A 3,833-nucleotide genomic window follows, 5' to 3' on the forward strand; every position below is an offset into this window, starting at 1 on the left:
AGTACACCACCGATGAGGTGTTCGGCGGTTTCATCATGACCGCAATGGATTACACCGATCGGCAGTTGGGTCGCATTCGGAAGTATCTTGCCGCGAACCCCGAGTCGCTGTTGATAGTTGCGGCGAGCATGGGCCAGGGCCCGATACCGACGGGGGGCTTCAGTGATAGAGACCTGTTTGTCCTCGAGAATCCCGCCCGACTCCTATCCCGACTCGGTTTGCAATCCGCTGAGTCAAGCCTGGCGATGTTCCCCGGCATCTCGCTCGCCTTCGGCGATGAGGCGGCCGCGCGGGAGGCGATCACGCCGGTGGAGTCGATAAGGACCGAGGACGGCCAGCAGCTTTTCAGCTGCCCCGTGTTTCCCCGCAGGCGGGAGGGAAAGACCGCAACCTTTACGAGGCGCACGTTGCTGCCGCAACCGCCATCGATCAAGCTCGATGCGGATTCTGGTCAACACGCCCGATTGCGTTATAGGCCGTTGGGGGCCGACAGCGAATTGGTCGCGACGCCAGCCGAACTCGGGCTGGCAGCGCGCCAAATACTCGGCGGAGGTAACACCGCCTACCACACTGCAGAGGGGATCTTGCTGGCCTATGGTGCCGGTATCTCGCCAGATCCGTCGCGCAAGAAGGTCGATGTGCTCGACGTTAGTCCGTCGCTACTGGCCAATGTCCTCAACGTCCAACCGGCACCGACGATGCGCGGAGTCCCAAGCCTATTCGCGGCCTATTCGCGCGCGATGAGGACTGCTGCGACCTGAGCCTCCCGGCCTGTTCTTCCCGCGGTGCTCCTGCGCCCAGCGGGTGGACGCCCCCGCGAGTACCGCGTTAGATCACCTGGCGTCGAACTGCTTCGACTTGCCCGACCACAGTCGGTCGATCGAATCGACCTCCTGCACAACGACATCCGAATCCGGGCCGCCATGCCGGCGGAGCACGTCGGTCAGCTCCGCCCGCAGCCGGTGGAGGTCGCAGGAACCGTCGGTCGCCACGGACACCTCCACACCGCCTTGCGTTTTGCCGACGAAGAAGTTGGCGACTCCAGCGGTAGCCAGGACGGTCTGCTCGAGAGCCGCCCGGGGCACCGCCGAACCGTTGTCGTACTGGAACGTTCCGTCGATCCGACCGTGCACCGCTGTGATGCGGCGATGCGCGCACCCGCATGGACAAGGCTCGTCGGACATCGTCACCGCGTCGACAAGGTCGTAGCGAATCAGCGGCTGCGTCTTGTTGAACAGGTTGGTGTACAGCAGTCGTTCCGCAGGTTGCCCAAAGGGGACGACGTTGCCGTTGGCATCGGCCGGCTCCAGAATGACCAGGTCGTCGGCGACGTGCATGCCCTCTCCAACGCCGCATGGAAAGGCATAGGTCCCCTCTGAGCAGCCCCAGAACTCCGAAGTCTCGATCCCCCACGCGGACCGAATCGCTTCCCGCACGGGCGGGGTGCAGACCTCGCCCGCGACGCTGACCCAGGTCGGTTTGATGGTGAGTCGTCCCGCGATCGCCTCCAACGCCAGCTCCCGCATGAGACTCGGCCACGCTTGGAGAGCCTGCACCGGGGGACTCGCGTTGTTGAGGCCGTCGACAATTTCGTCCAGGGGTTGCGTGCCGCCGGAGCAGTGCGATTGCGGCCCTCCGCTTTCGAAGGTGCTGAAGTCGTGAAATATCCCCGACTCATGCCGCGTGCTGGTGGCGAAGGCCTGCGCCAGCACCGCTTCCGGGTCTTCGCCGCGTCGCCCGGTCCAGCGCGAGCCCTGCATCACGAAGGTGACGAACTCGTCCCATCCGTAGACGTGGACCGCCTGGGTTCCTATATATCCGGACGTGATGATCGCCTGGTACTGATCGTCCATGTACCCACGGTCGCCGTCCGGCTGATCGAGGTGTTGTTGGATCCGGGCAAGTGTCAACCTGGGGTCCGTGACCACCCGGTCGAACTCCGCCATCATCTCGGCTCTGGTCAGGACCGGCAGAGAAGGAAGGTCGGCCTCGGTGAAGTTCGCCAGATCGATGCCGGCGAGGCGTTCCCGCCAGAACGGCGAACGATCGGCGGCGTACACCAGCAGCTCCCGAAGACGCCGTTCGCGTTCCGCGGCGAGACGCCCTGCGTCCCAACGCAGCCGGCGCACCCCCTTCAGGTAGGCATCTTGCAATGCGGCACGCTGGCGCCGGACCAGCTGCTCGTAATGTCTGTCCGTCGTCACATCAGTTGCTGTCGTCACCGTGTGGTTCCTTTCACAAGCGAATCGATCTCCATAAGACTGAGTTGGGGCGACGCTGACGGCTCAGGCGCCTTGCTTGGCGGAGACAAGCCAGCGTCCGTCAGCAGCCGTCGCTCGTCGACCTTGCTGGACGACGTCAAGGGCAAGTCGGCCACCAAGATGAAGTGATCGGGCAGCATCGTCGCCGGGAGCCGTTGGCTGGCGGCCTGGCGGACGGCGAGAGGGGTGAGTTCGCGGTCCGGCACCACGAATGCGACAACCCCCAGGTCACCCTCCAGGTCGAAGGTCGTGCACGCCGCGGATGCGACACCGTCGATACCGCCGAGCGCCTCGGTCACCTCGACCAGCGACATTCTCACGCCGTGTCGCTTGATGACGCGGTCCGACCGCCCCACGTATACGTGGTTACCCCGGTCGTCGCGGAAGACGAGGTCACCAGTGCGGTAGAGGGTGCTTCCGTCGATGACGTCCGTCCGCAGCGCAGCTGCGCTCCGGGCCGGGTCATTCAGATAGCCAGCCATCAGCTGCGGTCCGCCGATATACAGCTCGCCGATCACGCCCGGACGGTCCACCAGGCTTCCGTGCTCATCGACCAGGTGGAACGAGCTCCCAGGATGAGGCTGACCAATGGGTACCTGTCCCGCGTCGAGCAACTCCGGGGTCAGTTCCAGATGGGCGACTGCGATGGTGGTTTCGGTCGGGCCGTACCGATTCACCACCCGTAGTTCAGGATTGGCCGCCCACACCGCCCTGATATCGGCGGTGGACGGCGCTTCGCCGCCCAGCGCCATCACTCTCAGCGGGGTGTCAGCCAACTGCGCCAGACGGCCGCTTAATCTAAGCAACCGGAGATAGCTCGGCGAAAAGCTGGTCGTCGTGATCCCCTCGTTGGTGACAATCGAGAAGAACCTGCGAGGAAATAGCAGGGCATCGCGGTCGGGAATGACGAGCGGGACGCCGCGCACGAGCGGCGGAAACATCGCAGAGAAGGACCCGTCAAAGTGCACCGGCGAAACACACAGGGCTCGGTCGTCCGCGGTGTATCCCATGGCGTCGGCGCATGATTCGACCGCGGCGATAAAGGCCGCCGGAGGAATCTGCACGCCCTTGGGGACACCGGTTGTCCCCGACGTGTAAATGATGTAGGCGACCGGGCCCGTCACGGGTGTTGGCGTTGGCCCGTCTGTACTGCTCAACGTCGACAGAGTGGTCCACGCCGTGCCGGCGGGAAGTCCCGATGGCTCCGTTTGGTCGGCGCCCGCGGTGATCACCTGTGCGGGCCGGCAGTCGGCCACGATCTGCGCACGGCGGATATCTGGATCGGTGACCGCCAGCGGGACGAACGTGGCCCCCGCCCACAGGCAGCCCAGTGCCGCCACCACGAAGTCCACCGAATTTCCGATCAGCAGGGCAACCCGATCCCCGGGTTCGACGCCTTTCTGAACCAGGCCGGCAGCGACTCTCCCTGCCGCGGCGCGCAACTCGGCCCGGGTCAGCGCGCGATCCAGATCCTTGACGGCGGGCCGATCAGGAGCTCGATCGGCGTGCTCCAGCACCGCAGCGAGTACGCCGTGGTCCATCATGCTTTTTCCCAGACTCCGAGCTATGAGC

3 protein-coding genes are annotated in these 3,833 nt (G+C 64.9%); 1 reads left to right on the forward strand and 2 read right to left on the reverse strand.

Features of this window, described 5'->3' with window-relative positions:
- The coding region (locus VN856_RS21185) for a hypothetical protein (RefSeq protein WP_325692596.1) at positions 1–761 on the forward strand (761 nt) is incomplete at its 5' end.
- A gap of 72 nt (positions 762–833) precedes the next feature.
- Here the strand turns inward: VN856_RS21185 and VN856_RS21190 are convergent.
- The gene (locus tag VN856_RS21190; RefSeq protein ID WP_325692598.1) at positions 834–2,222 is read right to left on the reverse strand and encodes a hypothetical protein; all 1,389 of its coding nucleotides are present in this window, start codon (positions 2,220–2,222) and stop codon (positions 834–836) included.
- A partial coding sequence (locus VN856_RS21195) for an amino acid adenylation domain-containing protein (protein WP_325692600.1) occupies positions 2,219–3,833 on the reverse strand: 1,615 nt, incomplete at its 5' end. The genes VN856_RS21190 and VN856_RS21195, both read right to left, overlap by 4 nt.

This window comes from Mycobacterium sp. (assembly GCF_035603715.1).
GTDB lineage: Bacteria > Actinomycetota > Actinomycetes > Mycobacteriales > Mycobacteriaceae > Mycobacterium.